Annotated in this window: 21 protein-coding genes and 1 tRNA gene; 13 read left to right on the top strand and 9 right to left on the bottom strand. The window is 72.2% G+C overall.

Annotation, left to right across the window (positions count from 1 at the left end; all coding sequences use genetic code 11):
- Positions 1–176: 176 nt before the first annotated feature.
- Positions 177–2,003, top strand: a complete 1,827-nt coding sequence (gene glmS / locus IEY56_RS08925; protein WP_189036591.1) for a glutamine--fructose-6-phosphate transaminase (isomerizing) — start codon at positions 177–179, stop codon at positions 2,001–2,003.
- 328 nt (positions 2,004–2,331) lie between these two features.
- Here glmS and IEY56_RS08920 read toward each other — a convergent pair whose 3' ends face one another.
- Entirely contained in the window at positions 2,332–2,853 is a 522-nt protein-coding gene (locus IEY56_RS08920) for a universal stress protein (protein WP_189036590.1), read from the bottom strand.
- Positions 2,854–3,239: 386 nt separating this feature from the next.
- Here IEY56_RS08920 and IEY56_RS28340 point away from each other — a divergent pair, with 386 nt between their 5' ends.
- From IEY56_RS28340 to IEY56_RS28335, 5 genes are all read left to right on the top strand, one after another.
- A complete protein-coding gene (locus tag IEY56_RS28340) occupies positions 3,240–3,677 on the top strand; it encodes a hypothetical protein (RefSeq protein ID WP_229711731.1) in 438 nt (145 codons plus the stop codon).
- A 414-nt stretch (positions 3,678–4,091) separates the two neighbouring features.
- Positions 4,092–5,501, top strand: a complete 1,410-nt coding sequence (locus tag IEY56_RS08910) for a helix-turn-helix domain-containing protein (protein ID WP_189036589.1) — start codon at positions 4,092–4,094, stop codon at positions 5,499–5,501.
- A 24-nt stretch (positions 5,502–5,525) separates the two neighbouring features.
- Complete coding sequence (gene orn / locus IEY56_RS08905) at positions 5,526–6,131, top strand: oligoribonuclease (protein ID WP_189036588.1); 606 nt, start codon at positions 5,526–5,528, stop codon at positions 6,129–6,131.
- A 95-nt stretch (positions 6,132–6,226) separates the two neighbouring features.
- Positions 6,227–6,299 (top strand) — tRNA-His (locus IEY56_RS08900).
- 742 nt (positions 6,300–7,041) lie between these two features.
- Positions 7,042–7,770 (top strand): DUF6069 family protein, encoded by a 729-nt coding sequence (locus IEY56_RS28335; protein WP_229711730.1) that lies wholly within the window; start codon positions 7,042–7,044, stop codon positions 7,768–7,770.
- Between the two features lie 119 nt (positions 7,771–7,889).
- Here IEY56_RS28335 and IEY56_RS08890 read toward each other — a convergent pair whose 3' ends face one another.
- Together IEY56_RS08890 and IEY56_RS08885 are read right to left on the bottom strand one after the other, a co-directional pair.
- Entirely contained in the window at positions 7,890–8,420 is a 531-nt protein-coding gene (locus IEY56_RS08890; RefSeq protein ID WP_229711729.1) for a M23 family metallopeptidase, read from the bottom strand.
- Positions 8,421–8,624: 204 nt separating this feature from the next.
- Positions 8,625–9,782, bottom strand: coding sequence for a LacI family DNA-binding transcriptional regulator (locus IEY56_RS08885; RefSeq protein ID WP_189036586.1), 1,158 nt, complete (start codon positions 9,780–9,782; stop codon positions 8,625–8,627).
- A 228-nt stretch (positions 9,783–10,010) separates the two neighbouring features.
- On the opposite strand from IEY56_RS08885, the gene IEY56_RS08880 reads away from it, so the two are divergent.
- From IEY56_RS08880 to IEY56_RS08865, 4 genes are all read left to right on the top strand, one after another.
- Entirely contained in the window at positions 10,011–11,372 is a 1,362-nt protein-coding gene (locus tag IEY56_RS08880; protein WP_189036585.1) for an ABC transporter substrate-binding protein, read from the top strand.
- The gene (locus IEY56_RS08875) at positions 11,353–12,348 is read left to right on the top strand and encodes a carbohydrate ABC transporter permease (RefSeq protein ID WP_189036584.1); all 996 of its coding nucleotides are present in this window, start codon (positions 11,353–11,355) and stop codon (positions 12,346–12,348) included. The genes IEY56_RS08880 and IEY56_RS08875 overlap by 20 nt, the downstream gene beginning before the upstream one ends.
- Entirely contained in the window at positions 12,345–13,322 is a 978-nt protein-coding gene (locus IEY56_RS08870; RefSeq protein ID WP_189036583.1) for a carbohydrate ABC transporter permease, read from the top strand. The genes IEY56_RS08875 and IEY56_RS08870 overlap by 4 nt, the downstream gene beginning before the upstream one ends.
- A gap of 163 nt (positions 13,323–13,485) precedes the next feature.
- Positions 13,486–14,991, top strand: coding sequence for a glycoside hydrolase family 1 protein (locus IEY56_RS08865; protein WP_189036582.1), 1,506 nt, complete (start codon positions 13,486–13,488; stop codon positions 14,989–14,991).
- Between the two features lie 210 nt (positions 14,992–15,201).
- Here the strand turns inward: IEY56_RS08865 and IEY56_RS08860 are convergent, their stop codons facing one another.
- The 3 genes from IEY56_RS08860 to IEY56_RS08850 form a co-directional block, all read right to left on the bottom strand.
- Complete coding sequence (locus IEY56_RS08860) at positions 15,202–16,287, bottom strand: chitinase (RefSeq protein ID WP_189036581.1); 1,086 nt, start codon at positions 16,285–16,287, stop codon at positions 15,202–15,204.
- 261 nt (positions 16,288–16,548) lie between these two features.
- Positions 16,549–17,991 carry a HAMP domain-containing sensor histidine kinase gene (locus IEY56_RS08855; protein ID WP_189036580.1) on the bottom strand — a complete coding sequence of 481 codons (1,443 nt, stop codon included), beginning with the start codon at positions 17,989–17,991 and terminating at the stop codon, positions 16,549–16,551.
- Positions 17,992–18,007: 16 nt separating this feature from the next.
- On the bottom strand, positions 18,008–18,724 hold the full coding sequence (locus IEY56_RS08850) for a response regulator transcription factor (RefSeq protein ID WP_074468041.1): 717 nt from the start codon (positions 18,722–18,724) through the stop codon (positions 18,008–18,010).
- Between the two features lie 58 nt (positions 18,725–18,782).
- Between IEY56_RS08850 and IEY56_RS08845 the strand changes: the two genes are divergently transcribed.
- Positions 18,783–19,328 (top strand): hypothetical protein, encoded by a 546-nt coding sequence (locus IEY56_RS08845; protein WP_189036579.1) that lies wholly within the window; start codon positions 18,783–18,785, stop codon positions 19,326–19,328.
- 131 nt (positions 19,329–19,459) lie between these two features.
- On the opposite strand, the gene IEY56_RS08840 is transcribed toward IEY56_RS08845, so the two are convergent.
- Together IEY56_RS08840 and IEY56_RS08835 are read right to left on the bottom strand one after the other, a co-directional pair.
- Complete coding sequence (locus IEY56_RS08840; protein ID WP_189036578.1) at positions 19,460–20,410, bottom strand: spermidine synthase; 951 nt, start codon at positions 20,408–20,410, stop codon at positions 19,460–19,462.
- 126 nt (positions 20,411–20,536) lie between these two features.
- Complete coding sequence (locus IEY56_RS08835; protein WP_045866718.1) at positions 20,537–20,920, bottom strand: hypothetical protein; 384 nt, start codon at positions 20,918–20,920, stop codon at positions 20,537–20,539.
- Positions 20,921–21,100: 180 nt separating this feature from the next.
- On the opposite strand from IEY56_RS08835, the gene IEY56_RS08830 reads away from it, so the two are divergent.
- Positions 21,101–22,633, top strand: a complete 1,533-nt coding sequence (locus tag IEY56_RS08830; RefSeq protein ID WP_189036577.1) for an NsdA family TPR-like regulatory protein — start codon at positions 21,101–21,103, stop codon at positions 22,631–22,633.
- A 122-nt stretch (positions 22,634–22,755) separates the two neighbouring features.
- Here the strand turns inward: IEY56_RS08830 and IEY56_RS08825 are convergent, their stop codons facing one another.
- Entirely contained in the window at positions 22,756–23,352 is a 597-nt protein-coding gene (locus IEY56_RS08825) for a histidine phosphatase family protein (RefSeq protein WP_189036576.1), read from the bottom strand.
- Between the two features lie 286 nt (positions 23,353–23,638).
- Between IEY56_RS08825 and IEY56_RS08820 the strand changes: the two genes are divergently transcribed.
- A complete protein-coding gene (locus IEY56_RS08820; RefSeq protein WP_189036575.1) occupies positions 23,639–24,874 on the top strand; it encodes a hypothetical protein in 1,236 nt (411 codons plus the stop codon).
- Positions 24,875–24,925: the final 51 nt, after the last annotated feature.

Raw genomic sequence — 24,925 nt, 5'->3', positions numbered from 1 at the left:
CAAGAGCCGGCACACCCCGCACCTGAGACCGCAGCACCGCCGCACCCGGCCGCACCGGCCCCCGGCGGAGTCCGGGACCCGGCCGGCAGAGGACCGGCGGGACACACCGACAGCACAGCAGAACGACAGCGAGCCACCACCCGGTGGACAGCGACGAGGGAGAGGCGACAGCCAAAATGTGCGGAATCGTGGGATATATCGGTCAGCGTGACGTCGCGCCGCTCCTGCTCGAAGGCCTGCAGCGCCTGGAGTACCGGGGGTACGACTCCGCCGGCATCGCCATCCACAGCAGCGGCACGGGCAAGAGCGCGGGCCTGAAGACCGCCAAGACCAAGGGGCGGGTCCGCGACCTGGAGGAGCGGGTCCCCGCCCGCTTCGAGGGCACGACGGGGATCGCCCACACCCGCTGGGCGACGCACGGCGCGCCCAACGACGTCAACGCCCACCCGCACCTCGACGCCGCCGAGCAGGTCGCCGTCGTGCACAACGGCATCATCGACAACGCCTCCGAGCTGCGGGCCAAACTCACCGCGGACGGCGTCGAGTTCGTCTCCGAGACCGACACCGAGGTCCTCAGCCACCTGATCGCCCGCGCGCAGGCCGACCAGCTCGAGGCGAAGGTCCAGGAGGCGCTGCGGCTCGTCGAGGGCACGTACGGCATCGCCGTCCTGCACGCCGACTTCCCCGACCGCATCGTCGTCGCCCGGAACGGCTCGCCCGTCGTGCTCGGCATCGGGGAGCACGAGATGTTCGTCGCCTCCGACGTCGCCGCGCTCGTCTCCCACACCCGCCAGGTCGTCACCCTCGACGACGGCGAGATGGCCACCATCAAGGCCGACGACTACCGCACGTACACCACCGAGGGCTCCCGCACCTCCACCTCGCCGGAGACCGTCGAATGGGCCGCCGAGTCCTACGACATGGGCGGTCACGACACGTACATGCACAAGGAGATCGCCGAGCAGGCCGACGCCGTGGACCGGGTGCTGCGCGGACGCATCGACGAGCGCTTCGCGACGGTCCACCTCGGCGGCCTGAACCTCGACGCCCGCGAGGCGCGCCGCATGCGCCGCGTGAAGATCCTCGGCTGCGGCTCCGCGTACCACGCGGGCATGATCGGCGCCCAGATGATCGAGGAGCTCGCGCGCGTCCCCGCGGACGCCGAGCCCGCGAGCGAGTTCCGCTACCGCAACGCCGTCGTCGACCCCGACACCCTCTACATCGCGGTCAGCCAGTCCGGCGAGACCTACGACACCCTCGCGGCCGTCCAGGAGCTCAAGCGCAAGGGCGCGCGGGTGCTGGGCGTCGTGAATGTCGTCGGCTCCGCCATCGCCCGCGAGACGGACGGCGGCGTGTACGTGCACGCGGGGCCCGAGGTGTGCGTCGTCTCCACCAAGTGCTTCACCAACACCGCCGTGGCGTTCGCGCTGCTCGCCCTCCACCTGGGCCGCATCCGCGACCTGTCCGTCGCGGACGGCAAGCGCATCATCGAGGGGCTGCGGCGGCTGCCGGGCCAGATCGACGAGATCATGCGCGCGGAGGACGACATCAAGAAGCTGGCGGCGGACTACGCCGAGGCGAAGAGCATGATGTTCGTCGGCCGTGTACGGGGCTACCCCGTGGCCCGCGAGGCCTCGCTGAAGCTCAAGGAGGTCTCGTACATCCACGCCGAGGCGTACCCGGCGTCCGAGCTCAAGCACGGCCCGCTCGCCCTGATCGAGCCCGCCGTGCCGACGGTCGCGATCCTCCCGGACGACGAACTCCTGGACAAGAACCGCGCGACGCTGGAGGAGATCAAGGCCCGCAGCGGCAAGATCCTCGCGGTGGCGCACCAGGAGCAGGAGAAGGCGGACCACACGATCGTGGTGCCGCGCAACGAGGTCGAGCTCGACCCGGTCCTGATGGGCATCCCGCTCCAGCTGCTCGCCTACCACACGGCGCTGGCGCTCGGCCGTGACATCGACAAGCCGCGCAACCTCGCGAAGTCCGTGACCGTCGAGTAAGGCGGCAGAACCCCGGCCGCGGCCCTCTCCGGAGGACGCGGACGGCGGTGGGCGGAACCCCGCGCGGGCCACCATCCACGCGGGATTCCGCCTCCCCTGCACCGGCGTCGCCCATAACGCCGGCGGGTCGCCGCCCCGCGGGACCGTCACCTCCCGCGCGGCGGCTCGCCGTTGGAGTCCGGGCGCGGATGCGCCCTGCGTCCTGTGCCACCTATATGCCCCTCACAAGCGCACAAGTCACCTCGTGAAGCGAGGAGATTCCGTGCTGGACAACTGCGAACTCGCCCCGCAGACAAGGGCATTCAAGGCATCCCGAGGGCGGGGACCGCTACGGGATCACCACGACCGGCCGCTCCGCACGCCGGGCGAGACGGCCCGCCACCGAGCCGAAGATGCGGCCCGCGAGACCGTGCGTGGACCCGACGACGATGGCGTCCGCCTCGTACTCGTGCCCCACCTCTTCGAGTTCGTGGCAGATGTCACCGCCGCGCTCGACGAGGATCCACGGGACCTCCGCCAGATGCTCCGCACACGACAGTTCGAGGCCGAGGACCTCGGTGCGGTGGTCGGGGACGTCCACGAAGACCGGCGGCTCGCAGCCCGCCCACACCGTCGTCGGCAGCCGGTTGGCCACGTGGACGATGATCAGGCCGGAGCCGGAACGGTGGGCCATCCCGATGGCGTACGCCAGGGCACGCTCGCTCGACATGGAACCGTCGAAGCCCACGACGACACCGTGCTGGAACGCCGGGTCGCACGAGTGGCGTGCTTCTTCCGCCGCTTCAGGAATCGCTGTCGGATCGGCGACCTGCTTGCGGTCCGCTGGTTCGGGGATCTCTTTTCCGGCCATCGGCGTCTCGGCGAAGGGAGTCCTCTGTGCGGAGGGAGCGGCGGTTGACTTCGGTCTTCCAAGGGGGAGACGAGAGGAGCTTCGGCACTGAGGGGATAAGGAGCCCGCTGGGGTTCACGGACGCGCAATCCCGGCCAAGGCCTCATCAGCCCCTTACCCGCAAGGGTACGACCGCACTCCCGCCTTGCCCAGAGGCGCCGGGAGGCACTGACCGTCACGGGCTGACCCCGGAGCATGCCTGAGGATGTGCCTTCACGCAACGCCCCTCCGCGCCCCTTACCTCCCCCGCTCGCACCGTCGGCGCGCGACGGGGCCGTGCATCCTCACCGATGGGCTGCGCACGACGACGCTCGGTGACCGCCCCGGCGCCCTCGCGTTAGCAGTGCGTGCCAGCACCCACCACAGGAACGGGCCGCCGGCGGCGCGTCCCCGCCACCGCACCGCGGCCCGGATACCGCAAGGATTCGGACACCCGCGTCCGACCGGACGAGACCCCCGACGAGGCTACCGAGTGCGACCCCGAGGCCGCGGCGCACGCCTCCGCGACGGCGGCTGAGATCGTCCGCTGGGGCACCTTCGCCTGCGCCCTGGCCCCGCTCACCCTGCTCGTGTGCGGTTCGCCGCTGCAGACGGTTGCTGCGACCGCGGCCGGTCTTGCCGCGGTCAACGCGGCCTGCCGTGCGCTGCTTCGCTGCTCAGAGCGCGTGTACACCCGCCAGGCGACCGGCCGTTGGCCCGCCGGAAGGCCCGAGCCGCACCGGGGACGTCACAGCCGCACCGGCACCGGCCTGCACAGAGGCGGACGGCACACCGGCCGTACCTGACCGTCCGGAACGCCCGACTTCGCACCGGCGCACGACAGTAGGCAGGGGCGCACACCGGGGGTGTGTCCGGATCACGCATGTGATCCCCACTTTTTTCGGCCAACTTTCGCCTCCACAAGGGCCGTTGACGGCGTGACAGCCCAACCGCCCACGACCTGCGCGGAAAGGACCGACCGGCACGTGTGGCCGCATCGGCAGCGGGGCAGGGACGGCATGCGCACTTCCCAGTGGCGTCACCGAATGCGACGCTTCGTGATCGAATGCTTCACGCCAAGTTGCCTTGTCGACATAGCGGCGGGTCTGGAACTCGTCCCGCCGACCTCGTGCGACACAGTAGATTCGATCTTGGCTATCGCCGCGGGGGAAACGTGCAGGACCGAGAAGAACGCGACGATTGAGGGGGGCTGACATCCGGTGAGCGTTCCAAAGAGCCATCAGGACTCGACGAACGGCCCGGCAACGACCCGCAAGCTGGCCGCACGGAGGCGCCGCGAGATCGTGGCGGTGCTGCTCTTCAGTGGCGGGCCCATCTTCGAGAGCTCCATACCGCTCTCTGTCTTCGGCATCGACCGCCAGGACGCCGGGGTCCCCCGGTACCGGCTTCTGGTGTGCGCGGGTGAGGACGGGCCGCTGCGGACCACCGGCGGGCTGCAGTTGAGCGCCCCGTACGGACTCGACGCGCTCTCCCGCGCCGGGACCGTCGTCGTACCGGCCTGGCGCTCCATCACCCAGCCGCCCCCCGCCGCGGCGCTCGAGGCCCTGCGCCGGGCGCACGAGGAAGGGGCGCGCCTGGTCGGCCTCTGCACCGGAGCGTTCGTGCTGGCCGCCGCCGGCCTGCTGGACGGACGTCCGGCGACGACGCACTGGATGTACGCGCCGACGCTCGCCAAGCGCTACCCGGCCGTCCACGTCGATCCGCGCGAACTGTTCGTGGACGACGGCGACATCCTCACCTCCGCCGGCACGGCGGCGGGAATAGACCTGTGCCTGCACGTCGTGCGCAACGACCACGGTGCGGAGGCCGCGGGTGCGCTCGCGCGCCGCCTCGTCGTACCGCCGCGCCGCGGCAGCGGCATGGAGAGCGGAGGTCATCCACGCCATCTGGACCGCTCTTTACCCGAGGAGATCGGTGCGGACCCGCTCGCCGAGGTCGTGGCGTGGGCCCTGGAGCACCTGCACGAGCAGTTCGACGTGGAGGCCCTGGCGGCACGCGCGTACATGTCGCGCAGGACCTTCGACCGCCGCTTCCGCTCCCTGACGGGCAGCGCGCCGCTGCAGTGGCTCATCACCCAGCGAGTGCTCCAGGCGCAGCGGCTGCTGGAGACCTCCGACTACTCGGTCGACGAGGTGGCGGGACGCTGCGGCTTCCGCTCGCCGGTGGCGCTGCGGGGCCACTTCCGGCGCCAGTTGGGCTCCTCCCCCGCCGCGTACCGCGCGGCGTACCGGGTCAGGCGTCCTGACAGCGGCAACGGAGGAGGGCACTCAGGAGGGCTCGGAGAGGGCGGACGAGCGGAGGGAGGCCAGGGAGGCCCCGGCACGGCGGGCGGTTCCGGCGGGACGGGCGGCGGCGCGCACGGCGCGGCAGGCGGATCCGCCGGCGGGACGCAGGGCGGCGGCAGCGCGCACGGCATGGTTCCGCACGCCGGCCAGTACATGGCCCGTGACCTGCGGGACGCGGCCCGTCCGCACCGTGAGGCCCGGGACGCGCACCAGCCGCGCGAGCAGCGCGAGCACCGCGAGCACCGTCCGGAGGCCGCGGAGCCGGGGAAGCCGGAATCGGACGCCTGGGCTCCGAGGCTCCCAGGACAGCGGGGCCGGGGCTGAGGGTGTCGACGTAGGGTGAAGCGCATGAATGACCGCATGGTGTGGATCGACTGCGAGATGACCGGCCTCTCGCTGGCCGACGACGCGCTCATCGAAGTGGCCGCCCTGGTCACCGACTCGGAGCTGAACGTACTCGGCGAGGGCGTGGACGTGGTGATCCGGCCTCCGGCACGTGCGCTCGCCTCGATGCCGGAGGTGGTCCGCGAGATGCACATCGCCTCCGGCCTCCTGGACGAGCTCGACGAGGGCACGACGCTCGCCGAGGCCGAGAAGCAGGTGCTGGCGTACGTGCGCGAGCACGCGCCGGAAGCCGGCCGTGCCCCGCTCTGCGGCAACTCGGTGGGCACCGACCGCGGCTTCCTCGCCCGCGACATGGCGGAGCTGGAGACGCACCTCCACTACCGCATCGTGGACGTCTCCTCCGTCAAGGAGCTGGCCAGGCGCTGGTACCCGCGCGCCTACTTCAACAGCCCGCCGAAGAACGGCAACCACCGGGCTCTGGCCGACATCCGGGAGTCCATCGCGGAGCTGCGCTACTACCGGGAGGCGGTCTTCGTTCCGCCGCCGGGTCCCGACTCCGACACCGCCAAGAAGGTCGCCGCCAAGCACGTGGTGCCCCCGGCCTCCTGACCGGGACGTGTGCGGCCCCCCGTAAACCCGTGCGCAAGCATCCCGGCCGACCCTGTACACTCTTTCTCGGCCGGTGAGAAGCGCGCCGGACCGTGGTGGATGTAGCTCAGGTGGTAGAGCACCTGGTTGTGGTCCAGGATGTCGCGGGTTCAAGTCCCGTCATTCACCCTCGAAGATCAAGGCCCTCGCCCGGATTCCCGGGCGGGGGCCTTGTCGCGTGTGCGGCCCCGCCGCCCGTGGTCGTCCCCGGGCCGACGCAGAGGGGCGGCGCCCTCCCGGCCCGCCCCCGCCCTGAGCGGCACCGGGTACCCGCGTGGAGGCGGGGAGCGTCCGCGCAGGGACGGGAGCGCGCTACCCCCGCCGAGGGCCGGTCGCGCCGGGGGCGGGCGGGCCCTGCCGTCGGCGGCCCGTGGTGGTGGCCGGAGTCCCCGGGCGTTCGGTCAACGGCAATGGGAGCGCGCCACGGCCCCGGAGGCGGTGTCGGCCCGCCGACGCCGGGGCGAAGGTCAGCCGCGCGCTCGCTTCGCGCAAGGGTCGTGCTCGCGAATCCCCTGGGGGTGCCGGGCGCGGGCCGGCGGCCGCGCAGAACTCCAACTCCCCGTCGGGGAGCCTGCGTACGAGGTCCGCGGTCGCGGCGAGGTGGGGCCTTTCCCCGAGTGCGGGGAGAGTGCGCCGTCGAAGGACCGTCCTCGTCGCCCCGCCCCCGGATCGGACGGGTGGACGATCCGCGGGAGCCGGGCGCGTCCCGCAGGGTGCCCGGCCGTCGTCCGATTCGGGGTACCGCCGCGCGGGTGAGGGGCGCCGCCGTCGGCTCACCGCCGCCGGACTGGAGATGCGGGCGCCGTCGCGCGGACCGAGCCTGAGGGAACCGGCGGTGGTCCGGGGAGGCCCAGGAGAGGACGCGACACCGATGGCAGGTACACACGGCCCGTACGGCCCGCAGGATCCGCAGGAGCCGGAGGACCCGCGGGGGCAGGGGGAACGGCAGCCGCGCCGCCCCGCCGGGGGGCCGGGCGGCGCACATGCGGGTGGTACGGGCCGCCAGGGCGGGTCCCCAGGGCCGGCCGGGGGCGGAGACCACGACGGGCCGTTCGAACGTTTCGACCCGGTTCCGGGCTACGGGCCGACGAAGCAGTACCCCGATCCGTACTCGGGCCCCGTGACGGAGCGCGGCACCAACGGCTACAACCACGACCGGCGCCCGCCGCGCAGCGCACACCGGCGCTTCAGCGCCGTACGCCTGTGGGCGGGCGGCACCGCCGTCGCGCTCGTCGCGGCGCTCGCGGCCGCCGTGGCGATGCTGCTCGTACGCGGAGTGCTCGACATCCCGGTCTTCGCACCCGAGACCGAGGGGATGCTGGTCGCCGCCTCGACGTGGCCCCTGGCCCTCGGCGCGGCCCTGGCCGCGCTGGCGGCCACGGCGGTACTGCATCTGCTGCTGCTGGCGACACCGCAGCCCGGCCGGTTCCTCGCCTGGATCATCGCGCTCGGGACGGCGGCGGCGATGCTGGCGCCGTTCAACTCGACGGCGAGCTGGGAGGCGAAAGGCGGCACCGCGGGCGTCTATCTGGTGATCGGCCTGGTCATCGGCACACTCATGTCGACAGTCGCACGCAGCGCGACCTCCGGACGTGACTGAAGCGCGACGCTCCCCGGCATCCCCTCCTCGCACCGCTCGGCAGTGCGCTCCGTGGCAAGGTCCCCACCGGGACACCTCTCCGGTGGGGACCTCTTACTGGCTCGCCGCGGTCCCGCGCCCTAGGCGATCCGGACGCCGTGCCGAGCCAGGTACGTGACGGGGTCGACCTCGGTGCCGTAGCCCCGCTGAGCACGTACTTCGAAGTGCAGATGCGGTCCCGTCGACCGCCCGGTGTTGCCGGATTCGCCGAGCACGGTGTTCGCGCGCACGACACGTCCCAGCCGGACCGTGATCTTCGACAGATGGGCGAACAGGACGTGCTTGCCGTCCTTCATATGGACGATCACGGCCTTCCCGTACGATCCCGCCTCCCCCGCGAGTTCGACCCGCCCTGTCCCCACCGATCGCACGACCGTTCCCGGGGAAGCGGCGAAGTCGACGCCTGTGTGATGGCCTGCCGCCCAGCCGCCGGGAACTCCCCACCTGGCCGTCACGGGGGCGGCTCGGGAGATCGGGCGTGAGTAGTCGTCGACAGCGGGCTCGCTCGGCGCCTGCTGTCCCTTGCGGGCGCTTGCGGCCTCGTGGGCCACCGGTTCCGCTCCGCGGCTGCCGCCGGCCGGCGCGGTGCCCGCGAAGCCGCATATGGACACGGCCGCGGCGACTGCTCCTGTCAGTATTCGGCGGACGGTACCCGGCTCACGTCGCGTGTCTGAGGTCATACCAGGCAGCAAAGGGCAGCACCGGGGGTGCCGCACGCGGGAGTTGTCCGGAGGGGTGACCGACTCACTCCCCGTCACATTCAGGGGCAGGCTTCCGGCCGCTACCGCGGCGGCGGTTCGGCCGCCGGGCCCGGCTCAGGACGAACCGCGCCGCACCAGTTCGGTGGGGAGCACCACGGAGCCCGCGGCCGCGCGCCGCACGGCCTGCGCGGTTGTCCCGCCGGTCCCACCGGCCGCATTGATCCCGCCTCCACCGGTCCCGCCGACCCCGCCGGCCCCGCCGGATACGGAGTCCCGCTCCCGCGCCATCAGCCCCAGCAGCGTCCGCACCATCGCACGTCCCATCTCCTCGATGGGCTGCCGGACGCTGGTCAGCGGAGGGTCCATGTGGCGGGCGACCGCCGAGTCGTCGAAGCCGACGAGCGCCACGTCGGCCGGGACGCCGCGGCCGGCTTCGCGCAGCGCCAGCCGGGCACCGGACGCCATCAGGTCGGAGGCGCAGAAGACGGCGTCCACCTCGGGAGCCCGCTCCAGCAGCTCGCGCATCGCGCGTTTGCCGCCCTCCTCGGTGAAGTCGCCGTGCGCGACGAGCCGTTCGTCTTCCTCACGCCCGGCGGCTCGCAGCGCGGCACGGTGGCCCTCGAGGCGGCACTGGGCCACGTACATGTCGAGCGGGCCGGTGATCGTGGCGACGGCACGGCGGCCACGGCCGATCAGGTGCTCGACGGCGATCTGCGCGCCGTCCACGTTGTCCGAGTCGACGTAGGGCACGGTCTCGGTGCCGCTGCGCCTGCCGCCCAGCACCGCGGGCATCCCCGACTCGACGAGCTGGTCGGGCAGCGGGTCGTCGGCGTGGACGGAGACGAGAAGCACGCCGTCGACGCGGCGGGCCGCCGCGTACTGCGCGAAGCGGTCCCGCTCGTGCTCGTCCCGGATGAGGGTGAGGAGCAACTGCATGGAGCTGTCGGCGAGTTCGGCGCTGACGCCGCGCAGGATGCCGGAGAAGTACGGCTCCGCGAAGAGCTTGGTCTCGGTCTCGGGCACGACGAGCGCGACGGCGTCGGCGCTCCCGGCGGCCAGCGCGCGGGCGGCGCCGTTGGGCACGTAGCCGAGTTCGGCCACGGCCGCCTCGACCGCCGCCCGCGTGCGGTCGCTGACACTCGGCGAACCGTTGATGACACGGGAAACGGTGCCCCTGCCGACACCCGCGCGCGCGGCGACCTGTTCGAGGGTCGGCCTGGGCCTTCCCCCGCCCGCGGAACGGGACGTGCGTCCGAGGTGGGCTGCCGCCATCGATGCCTCCCCTCCCTGGTCGGGCCCCCGCCGTGACGGCCGCCGCCACTGCTGCTGCGGCCCGCCCGGCTCGGATCATTCAACTACACGAGGTACGGGGCACGTTGCCGCCGTATCCCTTGACACCCCGCCACCTCTCGTGGACTCTTCAACTCATCAAGTATGGGAGCGCTCCCATGATAGCCGCTCCCTTCACAGCCCGTAAGTACGGGAGGGGATGGCACAGCCATGCACACCAGCAGGAACACTTCCCCGCTCCACCGCACCAGCCACCTGCGGCACCGCCCGGGTTCCCGGCGCCTCACCGCCTCAGGGCTCGCCGCCGTGCTCGCCGCGGGTCTCCTCGCGGGCTGCGCGCAGGACGGCGGGGGCAGCGGCTCGGGGACGAGCGCGGACGGCAAGACCGTCGTCTCCGTCGGGGTCTTCGGCGTCTTCGGGTACAAGCAGGCCGGGCTCTACGACGAGTACGAGAAGCTCAATCCCGGCATCAAGATCAAGGAGAACTCGACGGAGCGGAACGAGGACTACTACCCCGCGCTGCTCAACCACCTCACGGCGAACAGCGGTCTGAGCGACATCCAGGCCGTCGAGGTCGGCAACATCAACGAGGTCGCGAACCTCCACTCGGACAAGTTCGTCGACATGGCGAAGGCGGAGGGCGTCGACAAGTCCGCCTGGCTGCCCTGGAAATGGGACCAGGCGAAAGCGGAGAACGGCAAGGTCGTCGGCCTCGGCACGGACATCGGCCCCATGGGCGTGTGCTACCGCAAGGACCTGTTCAAGAAGGCCGGGCTGCCCACCGACCGCAAGGACGTCGCCGAACTGTGGGCCGGCGACTGGGCCAAGTACGTGGAGACGGGCGAGGACTACATGAAGGACGCCCCGAAGGGCACGGCCTTCACGGACGCCGCCGCGGGCCTCTACAACGGGTCGGTCTCCAGCTACGCCGTCAAGAACTACGACCGGGACGGCAAGCTGATCTACAAGAAGAGCGAAGCCGTCGAGAAGTCCTGGGACCTGGCGATGCAGGCCGTCGAGGGCAAGATGACCGGCAAGCTCAAGCAGTTCGACAAGGCGTGGGACCAGGCGTACGCCAACGGCACCTTCGCCTCCGTCATCTGCCCGCCCTGGATGCTCGGCTACATCAAGGAGAAGTCCGGCCCGAAGGGCGCCGACGCCTGGGACGTGGCAGCACCGCCCCGGCCCGCCAACTGGGGCGGCTCGTTCCTGACCGTCCCGGAGCACGCGAAGAACAAGGACGAGGCCGTCAAGCTGGCCAAGTGGCTGACCGCGCCGGAGCAGCAGGCGAAGCTGTTCGAGAAGCAGGCCAGCTTCCCCAGTTCGAGCAAGGCGCTCTCGCTTCCTGCCGTCGCGGACGCGGAACACGAGTACTTCGACGACGCGCCCATCGGCGAGATCTTCTCCGATGCCGCGAAGGACATACCGACGGCCGTGCTCGGCCCGAAGGACCAGCTCATCCAGGAGAACATCGGCAACATCGGCATTCTCCAGGTCGAGCAGCAGGGCAAGTCGCCCGAGGAGGGCTGGAACGCGGCGGTGAAGAAGATCGATGACGCTGTCGAGGACTGAGCCCGCGACCGGCTCGGGGAAGCCGCCGGTCCGTCCCGCCGCGAGTGGCGGCGGCAGCCGCGCCGAGGAGCGCCGCAGCCGCCGCTACCGCCGGGACGCCCGGTGGAGCCCGTACGCCTTCATCGCCCCCTTCTTCCTGTTCTTCGCCGCCTTCGGCCTGTTCCCGCTGCTGTACACGGGCTGGGCGTCGCTGCACAACGTCTCGCTGCACGACCCCACGCACATGGAGTGGGCGGGCCTGCACAACTTCTCCCGACTGTGGGAGGACGAGTTCTTCTGGAACGCCCTGCGCAACACCGCCACGATCGGCGTCCTCTCGACGGTGCCCCAGCTGGCGATGGCGCTCGGCCTGGCCCACCTGCTCAACTACCGGCTGCGCGGCTCGATGTTCTTCCGCGTGGTCATGCTCACCCCGTACGCGACCTCGGTCGCCGCGGCGACCCTCGTCTTCGCGCTGCTCTTCGGGCGGGACTACGGGATGATCAACTGGGCGCTGGGGCTGGCCGGTTTCGATCACGTCGACTGGGAGAACGGCACGCTGACGTCGCAGATCGCGGTGTCGAGCATCGTGATCTGGCGCTGGACGGGCTACAACACGCTCATCTACCTCGCCGCCATGCAGGCCGTACCCGACGACCTGTACGAGTCGGCGGCCCTCGACGGGGCCTCGCGGTGGCAGCAGTTCTGGCACGTGACGATCCCCTCGCTGCGGCCGACGATCCTCTTCACTGTCGTCGTCTCCACCATCGGAGCGACCCAGCTCTTCGGTGAGCCCCTGCTGTTCGGGGGCTCCCAGACGGGCGGCGGATCGCACCAGTACCAGACGCTGGGGCTCTACCTGTACGAGCAGGGCTGGTTCAACTTCCACCTCGGCCGGGCCTCCGCCATCGCCTGGACGATGTTCCTGATCCTGCTGGTCATCGGCCTCGCCAACTGGCTGATCGCCAGGCGCCTGCAGAGGAGCTCGAGCCAATGAGGGAGGTCGGCACGGTGCAGACGGACACACGGGACCAGACGCCGGAACCGCTCACGGGCCCCGGCGCGGCGCAGGGCGCACCCGCACCGGGCGAGGGCCCGTCCGGCGGGCGGGGCGGCAGGACCGCCACGACGAAGAGGGCGGGCACGGCGGGCAGGCATCTGCACGCGGGGCGGCTGACCTACGCGGTCCTCTCGCTCTTCACGCTCGGCTCGCTCTTCCCGCTGGTGTGGACGGCGATCGCCGCGTCCCGCGACAACCAGCGGCTGGCGGAGACTCCGCCGCCCTTCTGGTTCGGGTCGAACCTCATCCCGAACATGACCACCGCGTGGAACGACGCCAACATGGGCAAGGCGCTGCTGAACACCTTCGTGGTGGCCGGCACCGTCGCCGTCAGCACGGTCGTCTTCGCCACGCTCGCCGGATACGCCTTCGCGAAGCTGCGCTTCCGCGCCAGGAACGCGCTGCTGCTGACGGTGATCGGCACGATGATGGTGCCGCCCCAACTCAGCGTGGTGCCGCTGTACATGGCGGTGGCGAAGCTGGAGTGGGCGAACCAGCTGCAGGCGGTGATCCTGCCGTTGATGGTGAGCGCGTTCGGGGTGTTCTTCATGCGGCAGTACCTCGTCAACGCCCTTCCCACCGAACTCATCGAAGCGGCCCGGGTGGACGGCGCGCACAGTCTCCGCGTCGTGTGGCACATCGTCTTCCCGGTGGCCCGGCCCGCGATGGCGGTGCTGGGGATGCTGACGTTCGTGATGGCCTGGAACGAGTTCTTCTGGCCGGTCATCGCACTCACCCAGGACAACCCGACCGTGCAGGTGGCGCTGACCGGACTGGGCCGGGGCTACATCCCGGACGAGTCCGTGATCATGGCGGGAGCGTTCCTGGGAACTCTGCCGCTGCTCATCGCCTTCGCCCTGTTCGGCAAGCAGATCGTCGGCGGCATCATGCAGGGCGCGGTGAAGGGCTAGGGCCTGTCCTGACCCGTCCCGGCGGCGGGGTCCGGGCTCTCAGGAGCCCGGGGCGACCCGCCGCCGGCCGCGGCCCGCCACCTACGGCTCCTGCCCGCCCGTCCCGATGTGGCCTCACCCCACCGACCCGCACCTCTTCACGTCCTCGAATGGGAGCGCTTCCATGACCATGTCCCCCCTGTCCCCCGACGCCGCCCCGCAGCCCTCTCCACAACCCCCGGACGGCCTCTCCCCCGCGGCCGGAGCGGCCGTGGCGGATCTCCGCTTCCCACCGGGCTTCATGTGGGGCTCGTCGACCTCCTCGTACCAGATCGAAGGCGCGGCCGCGGAGGACGGGCGGACCCCCTCGATCTGGGACACCTTCTCGCACACCCCCGGCCGCACCGAGGGCGGCGACACAGGCGACGTAGCCTGCGACCACTACCACCGCTTCCGCGACGACGTCGCGCTCATGTCCCAGCTGGGACTGGGCGGTTACCGGTTCTCCGTCTCCTGGTCCCGGGTGCAGCCCACCGGGCGGGGCCCGGCCGAGCAGCGGGGCCTCGACTTCTACCGCTCCCTCACGGACGAACTGCTGGAGGCCGGCATCACCCCCGTCCTCACCCTCTACCACTGGGACCTCCCGCAGGAGCTGGAGGACGCCGGCGGCTGGCCGGAGCGCGACACGGCGCTCCGCTTCGCCGACTACGCCCGCCTCGTCGCCGACGCGCTCGGCGACCGGATAAAGCTGTGGACCACCCTCAACGAGCCCTGGTGCAGCGCGTTCCTGGGGTACGGCTCGGGCGTCCACGCCCCCGGCCGCACGGACCCCGCCGACGCGCTGCGCGCCGCACACCACCTCAACCTGGCGCACGGCCTGGCCACTCAGTCGCTGCGGGACGTCCTCCCGGCGTCCGCCGAGGTGATGATCAGCCTCAACCCCGCAGCCGTACGCCCCCGTTCGGACTCCGCGGAGGACCGGGACGCCGCCCGCCGCATCGACGCACTCGCGACGCGCGTCTTCACCGGGCCCATGCTGCACGGCCGTTACGACGAGGACCTCCTCGCCGACACCGCCCGGATCACCGACTGGTCCTTCGTGCAGGACGGCGATCTGGCCGCCGCGCACCAGCCGCTGGACGGCATCTGCGTCAACTACTACACCCCGTCGGTGGTTTCGGCGGTCGAGCCCGACGAGGACGGTCCCGCCCCGGAGCGCCGCGACGGGCACGGCGCGAGCGAGCACTCGCCCTGGCCGGGCGCCGACCGCGTCGTCGCCTTCCACCAGCCGCCGGGCGAGCAGACGGCGATGGGCTGGAGCATCGACTCCGGCGGACTCACCGAGCTGCTGCACCGCTTCCACCGCGAGGCCCCGGGAGTACCCCTCTACATCACGGAGAACGGTGCTGCCTACGCCGACGAGCCGGACAGCGAGGGCCGGGTGCACGACCCGGACCGCATCGCCTACGTCCACGAACACCTCGCCGCCGTGCACCGCGCTGTGGAGGAGGGGGTGGACGTGCGCGGCTACTTCCTGTGGTCGCTGATGGACAACTTCGAGTGGGCGTACGGGTACGGGAAGCGGTTCGGCATCGTCCACGTCGACTTCGCCACCCAGGTGCGCACGCCCAAGTCCAGCGCGCACTGGTACGCGGACGTGGCCCGTACGGGGCGGCTTCCGGCCCTGTGACCCCGGGAGGGGTGTGAACGCGGGCGGGCGTAGGCCCCCGTGCCGGGCGGCATGTCCGGCACGGGGCCGCTCCGGCCGGGGAGGGAGGACGGGTGGGGCGCAGGGGTGTGGGGGGAAGGTCTGCGCCCCACCCTGACCGGGGGCCCGCTGGCGGGCGGCCCTGAGGACCGGCGGAAGCACGGGATCAGGGCCGCGGACCGCGACGGCGGATCAGCCCGTGAAGGCTCTCGTGAAGTCGTTCTCTCCCTGCTCGATGCTCGAACAGGTCGCGTCCGCCTCGTCCTTGGGCCCTCCGGGGCAGGGCTTGTCGCGGGTGGCCGACCACATCGACAGCCACGCCAGGCCCTTCTCCCGGGCGAACTGCGCGACCTCGGCGGCGTCTTCGGGCGTGAAGACCTCCACCACGACGTCGTTCACGCCGATCATCGGGGTGACCGCGACCGTCCGCCACGCCTCGGCGTCGTCCTCGATCCCCAGCGCCGCCTTCACCTGCGCCTGGGTCGCGGTGGCGGCCTCCAGGGCGTACTCGCCCATGTCGCCGTCGTAGGAGGGCCCGTAGTCCATCGCCATGATGTTGACGGCGGAGACGTCGACGCCGTTCGCCGCCGCGTCCTCCAGCAGCGCGGTGCCCTCCGGTGTCAGGCCCTCGGGAAGCACCGGCAGGGTGAAGGAGACGTCCAAGTCCGGGTGCTGTTGCTGGAGTTGTGCGATGGCCTGGGCGCGGCGGGTGTTCGCGGCGGTGTCGGGCAGGGCGGCGCCCTCGATGTCGAAGTCCGCCTTCGTCAAGTCGAACGCCTCGACGACCTCCCCGTACGCCCTCGCCAGCTCTTCGGCGGAGCCGCACACCAGGCCGAGTTCGGAGCCTGCCGCGCCGCCGAAGGAGATCCTTACGTCGCCGCCCATGGCACGCAGCTCCTCCACCTGCCGCGCCACGGCGTTGTCGCCCAGTTCCTGCGTCCCGCCCCACTTGGGCGTGCAGCCGCCGCCGGAGGTGACGAAGGCGAGGTTGTACTCCTTCACCCCCGTCTCCCCTGCGTTCCCGAGGAGGTCGTAGGAGGGTTCGAGGGAGACGTCGACGTACGGCGTGAACGCGCCCGCTGCCGCGGGGCTCCCGCCTGTGCCACCCGCGGGTTGCACTCCCCCATGGTCCGCCCCTGCGGCACTGGCGGTGCCGGTGGTCGTCAGCGCGGAGCCGAGGACCATGACGGCGACGGACACCACCGACGCCGCGAACCTGATGCGACCGATGCGGCGTCTGCCGCGCCGGGAGTGTGCTGATGCTGCCTCGTAAGTCATCCTCGACCGCCTCGTGTGGGGGGTGGGTGGGACTCGGACGAGGAGCAAGCTAGCGACGGCGACTCGGGCAATTCCCTCGTACCGGACGCGGGTCAGCGGACTTGAGCCACGCTTAAGCCACGGAAATGGCCTGGTTAGGGAAGGGCGGGAGCGGCAGGGTGAAGGAGCCGCCACAGATCGTCAATATCCGCTGGGGCGCCTCCCGTTCGGTCATCGGCACCTGAACACCCGTCCGCCGGCCGGCCTTCCGTCCGCCCGCGGTCACGTCGTCGTGCTGCGCCGCGGCGAATACCTCAGCCGCCGCTCCGACTTGCGGCGCCCGCGGCGCCTGCCCGTCTCCTCGCCGGCCCCGTTCAGCGTCAGCCACACGCGCACTTCCGTACCCCCGAGCACCGAGGGGCCGATCCGCACGTCGCCGCCAGTCGACTCGGCCACCCTGCGCACGATGTCCAGGCCCAGCCCCGTCGAACCGGGCTTGCCGTCGCCGTGGCCGCGCAGCAGTGCCGCGTCCGGGTCGGCGATGCCGGGGCCGGCGTCCGAGACCAGCACGATCACCGAGTTGCTGGCGGAACCGCCGTGGTGCACGTCGACGGAGAAGGCCGTCCCCTCGGGGGTGTGCCGGAAGACGTTGCCGAGCATCGCGTCGAGCGCGGCGGCGAACTCGGCCCGGGCCACCGGCACCCGTACGGGGTGCTCCACACCGGCCAGGCGCGCCTCGCGGCCCTCGTCCTCGGCCAGCGCGGACCAGAAGGACATGCGGTCGCGTATCACCTCCGCCGCGTCGCAGGCGGCGGACTCCAGTCCGCCCGTCGACTGGGCGCGCTGCTCCCGCTGTTCGCGCGCGGTGCTGATGATCTGGTCGACCTCGCTCTCCAGCTTCGCGACGGCCTCGCGCGTGTGCGCCGCGGCGTCGCCGTCGCCGAGCGAGGCCGCGTTGAGACGGAGCACGGTCAGCGGCGTACGCAGCCGGTGCGAGAGGTCTGCGGCCAACTCGCGCTCGTTTGCGAGGAGTTGTACGACCTGGTCGGCCATGGCATTGAACGCCACGGCTGCGCTCCGCAGTTCGCGGGGCCCTTCCTCCTGGACCCGCACGCCGAGGCGGCCCTCGCCGAGTGAGCGGGCGGCGGCGGCCAGACGCCCCGCGGGACGCACCATCAGCGTCCCCAGCCTGTCCGCGACGGCCACCGAGCCCAGGATCAGCGCGATCCCGACGCCCGCGATGATCAGCCAGGAGGTGGTCACACCGTGGGTGACCTCCTCGTTGGAGATGAACACCTCCACCACGGCGAACTCGCCACTCGCCACGGCCGTCGGCCGCAGCAGCGTGTAGCCGCCGGGCACCTGGACCGTGGAGGCGCGCCCCTTGCGGCGTGCCGTGGCCACCTGCTCGTCGGTGGCCCGCTGCCTGCCGATCTCGACGGGCGGCCTCCCGGCCTCTCCGGTGGCGGTCTGCTTCGAGGACGTCGGCACGTGGACGGCGATCCGCCCGTCACCGCCCGCCTCCGTGCTGGCGACCGCGATCTCCAGCTGCTGCTTGTCCGTGGTGATCGCGAGCACCGGCCCCACCGTGGCGGCCTGCCGCTCGGCGTTGGAGTACGCGCGGTCCCGCGCCGTCTCCTTCACCACCATCGCGAGAGGCACGGCGAAGGCGATCACCACCATGGCGGTGACGGCGAGGCACACCTTCACCAGTGCCCATCTCATGCCCGCTGTTCCTTCCTCATGGCTGCCGCTCCCTCGGCGCTTCCAGCTTCACGCCGACTCCGCGAAGCGTGTGCAGGTAGCGGGGCCGCGCGGCGGTCTCGCCCAACTTCCGCCGCAGCCAGGAGAGATGAACGTCGATCGTCTGGTCGTCCCCGTAGGACTGCTGCCAGACCTGGGCGAGCAGGTCCTTGCGGGCCACCACGACGCCCGGACGTGCGGCGAGGAAGGCCAGCAGGTCGAACTCGCGCCGGGTCAGGTCCAGCAGCGTCCCGTCCAGCTCGGCCTGCCGGCGCAGCGGATCGATGACGAGCCCGCCCACCCGCAGCACCCCGGCGTTGTCACCATGGCCGGATCCGTTCCCCGCCCCTCCTCCCCGCGAGCGGCGCAGCACGGCCGACATGCGGGCCGAAAGGTGCTCGACGGAGAAGGGCTTGACGAGGTAGTCGTCCGCACCGTCGTTGAGCAGCCGGACGATCTCGTTCTCGTTGTCGCGCGCGGTGGCGATGATCACCGGTACGTCGGTGATGCCGCGCAGCATCTTCAGGGCCTCTGATCCGTCGAGGTCGGGAAGGCCCAGGTCGAGGATGACGACGTCGAATCCGACCTGCGCCACCTCGCGCAGGGCCTCAAGTGCCGTACCGACGCTGCGCACCGCGTGCGAGGCGTCGGTGAGGTGCCGGATCAGAGCGGAGCGGACGAACTGGTCGTCCTCGACCACGAGCACACGAGCCATGGCGGCACGTTACGCCATCCTCCTTCCGAGTGAACCGGACAGCGCTATGGTGACCGGGATGGGACGACCACTGGTGCACGCGGCAGCGTGGTTTCTGGCCACGAGCGCGGCGGTGACACTGTCCTGGTTCGGGGTGCACACGGTCCTCGCCGGGACGGAGTACGACCCGCCGCGCACGTTGCCCCTGTCCGACGAGGCGTCGACGGCCCGCCCCGGTGCGCCCGGCACCCAGGAGCCGGAGCCCCCGCCTTCGCGTTCCTCGCCGCCGCCCTCGGGTTCGCAGTCCCCGAAGCCGCCCGAGAAGCCCTCCCCGAGCGCTACCGGCGGCACCGGAAAACCGCAGCCGCAGCCCCCGGAGACCGAGCAGCCGGCGCCCGAGGGAGATGTACGCGGCACCGATGTCCCGGGCGGACGCGCCGTGTTCGACATGAAGGACGACTACGCGACGCTCGTCTCGGCGACCCCGGACGACGGCTGGGACACGCAGGTCTTCAAGGACACCACGTGGATCCGGGTGACCTTCTCCAAGCACGGCTCCCCCTCCCACTCCGTGTTCTGCCGGTGGGACGACGGGCCGCCGCGCATCGAGACCTTCCAGGGCTGAGCTCCGGCTGATCCGCGGGACTGAAGTCGCGGCGTACGCAAGGGAGTCGGGGAGGGCGAGCGGTCGTGCGCGTACCGCGCGTCTCCCGGGCCGGGAGCACCGCCCGTCCGCCTCCGGTCCCGTCAGCCGGCTCAGTCGAAGACGCCCTCCGGCGGCGCGGGCGAGGGGAGAGCCGTCGCGTCCGTGACGACCGCGGCTCCCGCGGCGAACTGCTCCAGCGCGGCGCCGTGTTCGACCCTCGCCGACCTGGGGTCCGCCGCGGCGCGGCGCGTGAGCTCGGCGTACGGCAGCTCACCGTCCGCGCCGACCAAAATTCCGTTGCCGAACCGGCGCCCGCGCAGCACCGCCGGCTCGCCGATCAGTGCGGCATGCGTGAACGAGGCCCGCACGGTTGCCACTTGGGAACGGAGATGCGCAAGCGGAGGGCGCTTCCCCCCGGCACCGGCCTGTTCCCCCGCGCCGGAGGAGCCCGGCCCGTCGGCGATGTTCGCCACGTACAGCCCGCCGGGCGCCAGCACCCGGCCCACCTCCTGGAGGAACTCGGCGCTCGTGAGATGGGCGGGGGTGCGGGCACCGCTGAAGACGTCGGCGACGACGAGGTCCGCCCACTGCCCGGGAATCTTCCCCAGCCCCTCGCGGGCGTCGCCGCCGCGTACCCGGATGCGCCAGCCGCGCTCCAACGGCAGTGCGTCGCGGACGAGTTGCGTCAAGTCGGTGTCCCGCTCGAAAACCTGCTGCGTGGAGCGCGGCCGGGTCGCCGCGACGTAGCGGGCGAGGGTGAGGGCACCCCCGCCGAGGTGTAGCACGTGCAGCGGACGTCCGGGCGGGGCGGCGGCGTCGATGACGTGGCCGATCCTGCGCTGGTAGTCGAACCCGAGGTACTCCGGATCGGCGAGGTCGACGTAGGACTGCGGGGCGCCGTCGAGGAACAGCGTCCAGCCGTCCGCGCGGTCGGGATCGGGCCGCAGTTCGGCGGTTCCGCCGCCGACGCGCTCCGTCAACGCCTGCCGTGCCCGGCGCCCCCGGCCGCCGCGCTCCTGGCCGCCGCCCTTTCCGGTATCGCCCCGGTTGCTCCTCGCCACCCGGCCAGTATCGCCGAACGGGCGCGGTGTCCGGCGTGGTGGGCCGTCCGTCAGCGGGCCCTCACCCCGGGGCAGACGCCGGACGGCGCGGGGATCGTCCGCGGCAGCCGCGCCTCGACGCTGATCTCAGCCGCAGCTGTCGGCGGCCTTGATCGTGCGGGCCGCCTCACCGAGCGCGGCACGCAGCAGCGACGCGTCCGTGGCCACCCCGAAGGCGCCCTCGGGCGGCACGAGCCACCCGGCGTCCGGTGCGGGGAGTTCCTGCGCGGCCGTCCGGGGACGTCCGGGGGTCTGGGTGCAGGAGCTGCCGGGCAGATCCCAGCACGCGGCTGTGCCCGGCGGTACGAGGAAGCCGAGGGTGTCGCCCGCTCCGTCGCACAGCACCGGACCGAGGCCGTCCCGCAGCCGCAGGATGTCCACCGCCTCCAGGCCTTGGCGCACGGGCACGGTCACCAGATCGCACGGCACACCGCCGGCGGCAGCTCGGACTACCGGGCCGCTCTCCTGCATCGAGACCCCTCCTTGGACCTGCTCCGCAGTGGTCATGCAGGGATAAACGGCTTCGAGCGTCAACAGGTACGGCATATGACGCCCACAAAGGATGGCACTTCATGGCAGATGACGGGTGAGATATCCGGTTTGCCGCCGAACAGTGCGTGTTGACCATGTCACAGCCTGTACCGTCCGGCCATGGCGTCGACATCTTCTGCGTCACAGGGCCCGCCCCGCGTGCCCAACACAGCGTTCCGGCGACTGCGCGGCACGCGCTCGCCGGCCGAGTTCGCCGCCGCCGTACGCCGCGCGGCGCGGGCCATCGGCGAACAAGTCGCTTGCGACGCCCGGTACATCGGGCGCGTGGAGGCCGGCGAGATCCGCTGCCCCAACTACGCCTACGAGCGTGTCTTCCTGCACATGTTCCCGGGCCGCACGCTGACCGACATGGGCTTCGCCCCCCGAGAGGCCGTCCGCGGCCGGGGAGCACGCCCCGGAGAGGCTTACGGAGGTGACAATTCAGCGCCACAACTGACGCCCCGTCAAGGGCAATCCCGTAGCCTCTTCGGCCACAGGAGCCCCTCTGGTCACACTGGCCCCAGCGACACCGGTTTCTCCAGCGACGCCCCTGACGCCTGCCACAACTCACCTTCCTGCCCGATCTGTTCAGAATGTCCCGAGATCCACGAGGAGAGCGACGTGCTACGTCGCGCGTTCATGATCAACGGCCCGGCGGCCGCCCTGGCCGCCATGCCCGCGACCACCGGCGGCCGCCCCTCGGCTGCGCGCCCGCACCGCCGCATCGGCGAATCCGAGGCAGAGAGCCTGGAGCACGCCGTACGCCGCATCCGCCTGCTCGACGACCGGCACGGCGCCGGCAGCCTCTACCGGCAGGCCGGCGACTCGTTGCGGGCCGCCTACGAACTCCTCGACGCGGGCGTCCCGCAACGTCAGTCCGTCACCGACCGCATCCACCACGGCGCCGGTGAACTCGCCATCTCCGTGGGCTGGTTGGCACACGACTCGGACCGGTACGGCGACGCCCGTTCCCACTACGCCGAAGCGCTCGCCACCGCCCGGGTCGCCGCCGACCCCGCGCTGGAGGCCCACGCCTTCTGCAACACGGCGTTCCTCGCCCGCGACGCCGGCCGCCCCCGCGAGGCCGTACGCGCCGCGCAGGCCGGGCAGCAGGCGGCCAAACACCTCGGCTCGGCGCGGCTGCTGTCGCTTCTCACCATGCGGGAGGCGGGCGGCTGGGCCGGGCTGGGCGACACCTCCGCCTGCAACGATGCTCTGAGCAGGGCGCACACCCTCTTCGACCGCGGCATCTCGGACACCGACCCCGCGTGGATGAGCTTCTTCGGCGAGGCCGAACTCGCGGGCCTCGAAGCGCAATGCCGCTCCGCGCTGCACGACTGGGAGCGCGCGGCGGAGAACGCCCGCCGTGCCGTCGACCTCCAGGACCCGCATTTCGTGCGCAACAAGGCTCTGTTCACAGCGGAGTTGGCGGGCGACCTCGCCGCGATGCGCCGCCCCGAGGAGGCGGCGGACGCCGGCAGCAAGGCCCTGGCGCTGCTCGGCCCCGTGCAGTCCTCGCGCATCAGCTCGATGCTGGACAAGACGGCTGAGCGGCTGAGTCCGTACGCCGGTGAGAAGACCGTCGGCGACTTCCTCGCCCGGCAGGAGAAGAACAAGCAGGACAACAGGGTCCCCCGCCCGCGCACGGCCTGACGGCACACGGCACGACGAGCCGGGCGGGCACGGCGCCCGGTTCGCGGGCTCCGGCCCACCGCTGCGAGCCGCGGCCTGCGGATACCGGAGTGCCGGGGGCCGGGTGCCTGCCCGGGGGCGCGTCAGCCCAGGTGGCCCGTGTCGTTCCAGCGTTCGACGGCCGGCTTCCCGTAGGCCCAGCCCAGCACCGACAGCGACGCGGGCGAGAGCGTCAGGCAGTGGCCGAAGTAGGTCTCCTGCCCGAGCCAGCGGGCGCCGAGGACGCGCAGCACGTGCCCGTGCGCGAAGAACAGCACGTCACGGTCCGCCGAACGCACCCACTCGACGATGCCGTCCACGCGCGAGGCGATGGCGGCGGGGCTCTCGCCCTCGGGGGCGCCGTCCCGCCAGATCAGCCAGTCGGTGCCCGTCCGCTCCCGGATGTGCTTCGTCGTGAGCCCTTCGTACGCGCCGTAGTCCCACTCCCTCAGCGCGTCCCACGTGACGGCCCGGTCGCCGAAGCCCGCCAGGTCGCAGGTGTCGCGCGCCCTCGACAGCGGGCTGGTGCGCACTTCGGCACCGGAAAGCCCGTCCCACGGCGGGCCGTAGAGGCGGCGTCCGAGGCGTTCGGCGTCGCGGCGCCCCGCGTCGAGCAGCGGGACGTCGGTCGTGCCCGTGTGCTGCCCGGTGGTCGACCACTCGGTCTCACCGTGCCGGACCAGCAGGATGCGCGCTGCCATGGGACTCCTCTTCCACCGTCGATGGGAACGTCCGGACGCCGTACGGGCGTTGGGGACCGCGCGGGCCGTCGCGGCACGCGGTCCGTGCCCGCGGCCCCTCGGGGCGCGGCACGTCCTCGCCCGCTTCTCCCATGGTGGCCGGAGCGCCGCCCCGCAGGCCCGCGGGCGCGCGGAGGACGGACGCACCCGCTGTCCGCAACCGCCGAACGGGGCGTCGCGATGTCGCCTGTCAGCGGTTGATGCCAGACTTCCGCTGGTACTGCAGTCTTCTCCGAGGCGAACGCCGATGACCCACACCGAAGGCAGCACCGCTGCACTGCGCCGGCGCCTCGCCGAGCTGCGCGGCGGTCCCGAAGTCCTGCCGCGCCCGCTGGACGCCCGCGCACTGGCGGCCCTCGCCGCGAATCCGGGGTGCCGCCGCCGGGCGCTGCTGGACGGCGCCGGGGTCGACAAGGCCGCGCTCGCCCAGGCGTTGGGCGCCCCCGCCCCCTTCGGGCAGTCGCAGTTCGCCTTCGCGCGCGGCAACTCGTTCGAGGCGAAGGTCAAGGCGGACGGCGGCGCCGAGCTGATCCGGCTGCTGTGCGCGTCCACCGGCGAGACGCCCCCCGAGCCGGGCGCCGTCACCGTCCCCGACCTCTCCGCGGACGGGCCCGCCGGGCGCACGGCACGCACCCGCGCGGCGCTGTTCCCCTCGGCGGCCTCGCAGGATCCGCCGGCCGCGCCCCCGGTGGAGGGGACGGACGAGGGCGGCACGGGGGGCTGGTCGCTGCTGTACCACCCGATGCTCGCGCTCGACGTCGCCGGTTCGACGGCGTACCTGGAGCCCGACGCGATCGCTGTGCACCCCGACGGCAGCTGGACGGTCGTCGAGATCAAGTCCTTCCCGATCCTCGACGGTTCGGCCGACGCGGCGAAGGTCGGAGCGGCAGCGCGCCAGGCAGCCGTCTACGCGCTGGCCCTGGAGGAGGCGGCCCCCGGTGGTCAAGCTCCGGTCCGGGAGCGGGCGTTGCTGGTGTGCCCCCGGGACTTCACGAACCTGCCGACCGCGCACGGCGTCGACATCCGCAAGCAGCGCGCCACGACGCGCCGCCAACTCGCCCGCCTGACCCGGCTGGAGGAGATCGCCGCCGAGGTCCCGGAAGGCACCGTCTTCGATCCGTCCCGTCCGGCCGGGCAGCTCTCGTCAGCCGTCGAGTCGGTGCCCGCCGCCTACGCGCCCGAATGCCTCTCCAGCTGCGAACTCGCCTTCCACTGCCGCGAACGCGCCCGCGCGGCGGGTGCCGTCGAGTCCCTGGGCAGGTCGATCCGGGGCGAGCTCGGCGGCTTCACCACGATCGGCGCCGTTCTGGAGGCCGCCGGCCTGGGCCCGGATTCCGAAAGCGGCACCCGGAGCGACGGCCCGTCGCAGCAGAGTGTGGACCGGGCCGAGGACGAGGACGGAGAGCGTGCCGATCCCGCCGGGTCGGCGCTGCGCCGCGCCGCCCGGCTCCGCTCCGAAGCGCTCGGGGAGGCGATGTGCTGACCGTCCGCCCCGGCCGCCGGTACGGGCGTTGTCACGCGCGTCACCGGGAGG

The sequence above is a fragment of the Streptomyces daqingensis genome (assembly GCF_014645895.1).
GTDB classification, from domain to species: Bacteria; Actinomycetota; Actinomycetes; order Streptomycetales; family Streptomycetaceae; genus Streptomyces; species Streptomyces daqingensis.
Note: the sequence above shows the minus strand (reverse complement) of the source record. Positions and strands in the feature narration are given on the sequence as shown.

What these genes read in the sequence shown, in the direction of transcription:
- glmS (WP_189036591.1), top strand. Translation starts at nt 177, where the DNA reads ATGTGCGGAATCGTGGGATATATCGGTCAGCGTGACGTCGCGCCGCTC.
- IEY56_RS08920 (WP_189036590.1), bottom strand. Translation starts at nt 2,853, where the DNA reads ATGGCCGGAAAAGAGATCCCCGAACCAGCGGACCGCAAGCAGGTCGCC.
- orn (WP_189036588.1), top strand. Translation starts at nt 5,526, where the DNA reads ATGAATGACCGCATGGTGTGGATCGACTGCGAGATGACCGGCCTCTCG.
- IEY56_RS28335 (WP_229711730.1), top strand. Translation starts at nt 7,042, where the DNA reads ATGGCAGGTACACACGGCCCGTACGGCCCGCAGGATCCGCAGGAGCCG.
- IEY56_RS08885 (WP_189036586.1), bottom strand. Translation starts at nt 9,782, where the DNA reads ATGGCGGCAGCCCACCTCGGACGCACGTCCCGTTCCGCGGGCGGGGGA.
- IEY56_RS08880 (WP_189036585.1), top strand. Translation starts at nt 10,011, where the DNA reads ATGCACACCAGCAGGAACACTTCCCCGCTCCACCGCACCAGCCACCTG.
- IEY56_RS08875 (WP_189036584.1), top strand. Translation starts at nt 11,353, where the DNA reads ATGACGCTGTCGAGGACTGAGCCCGCGACCGGCTCGGGGAAGCCGCCG.
- IEY56_RS08870 (WP_189036583.1), top strand. Translation starts at nt 12,345, where the DNA reads ATGAGGGAGGTCGGCACGGTGCAGACGGACACACGGGACCAGACGCCG.
- IEY56_RS08865 (WP_189036582.1), top strand. Translation starts at nt 13,486, where the DNA reads ATGACCATGTCCCCCCTGTCCCCCGACGCCGCCCCGCAGCCCTCTCCA.
- IEY56_RS08860 (WP_189036581.1), bottom strand. Translation starts at nt 16,287, where the DNA reads ATGACTTACGAGGCAGCATCAGCACACTCCCGGCGCGGCAGACGCCGC.
- IEY56_RS08855 (WP_189036580.1), bottom strand. Translation starts at nt 17,991, where the DNA reads ATGAGATGGGCACTGGTGAAGGTGTGCCTCGCCGTCACCGCCATGGTG.
- IEY56_RS08850 (WP_074468041.1), bottom strand. Translation starts at nt 18,724, where the DNA reads ATGGCTCGTGTGCTCGTGGTCGAGGACGACCAGTTCGTCCGCTCCGCT.
- IEY56_RS08845 (WP_189036579.1), top strand. Translation starts at nt 18,783, where the DNA reads ATGGGACGACCACTGGTGCACGCGGCAGCGTGGTTTCTGGCCACGAGC.
- IEY56_RS08835 (WP_045866718.1), bottom strand. Translation starts at nt 20,920, where the DNA reads ATGCAGGAGAGCGGCCCGGTAGTCCGAGCTGCCGCCGGCGGTGTGCCG.
- IEY56_RS08830 (WP_189036577.1), top strand. Translation starts at nt 21,101, where the DNA reads ATGGCGTCGACATCTTCTGCGTCACAGGGCCCGCCCCGCGTGCCCAAC.
- IEY56_RS08825 (WP_189036576.1), bottom strand. Translation starts at nt 23,352, where the DNA reads ATGGCAGCGCGCATCCTGCTGGTCCGGCACGGTGAGACCGAGTGGTCG.
- IEY56_RS08820 (WP_189036575.1), top strand. Translation starts at nt 23,639, where the DNA reads ATGACCCACACCGAAGGCAGCACCGCTGCACTGCGCCGGCGCCTCGCC.